The organism is Pseudomonas sp. IT-P253, from assembly GCF_949768125.1.
GTDB lineage: Bacteria > Pseudomonadota > Gammaproteobacteria > Pseudomonadales > Pseudomonadaceae > Aquipseudomonas.
Genome location: NZ_CATKPT010000081.1, coordinates 1 through 227 on the forward strand (window position 1 = coordinate 1; position 227 = coordinate 227).

Genomic DNA, 227 nt, shown 5'->3' on the forward strand with positions numbered 1-227 from the left:
TGTCTGCGCCGGCGCGCACGCCGACCACCCCGCCACCGGCCTCAAGGCCATCGGCGCCGCCGACATCGTTCCACAGCACGTTGCCCGTGACGATGCCGCCTTCCGAGACCGAGGTCGCGTCGGCATGGGCGGTCGGCACGTCGTCGGTGATGTTCACCACGATGGTGCTGGTGACCACGTTACCCAACGAATCGGTGGCATGGTAGGTGAAGGTTTCGTTCAGGATG

The 227-nt window shown here is 66.1% G+C and carries 1 protein-coding gene; it reads right to left on the bottom strand.

The genetic code is table 11. From position 1 onward, the window contains the following. Positions 1–227 (bottom strand): hypothetical protein (locus ACM6IR_RS26170; RefSeq protein WP_414910373.1); only part of this gene is annotated, 227 nt, incomplete at both ends.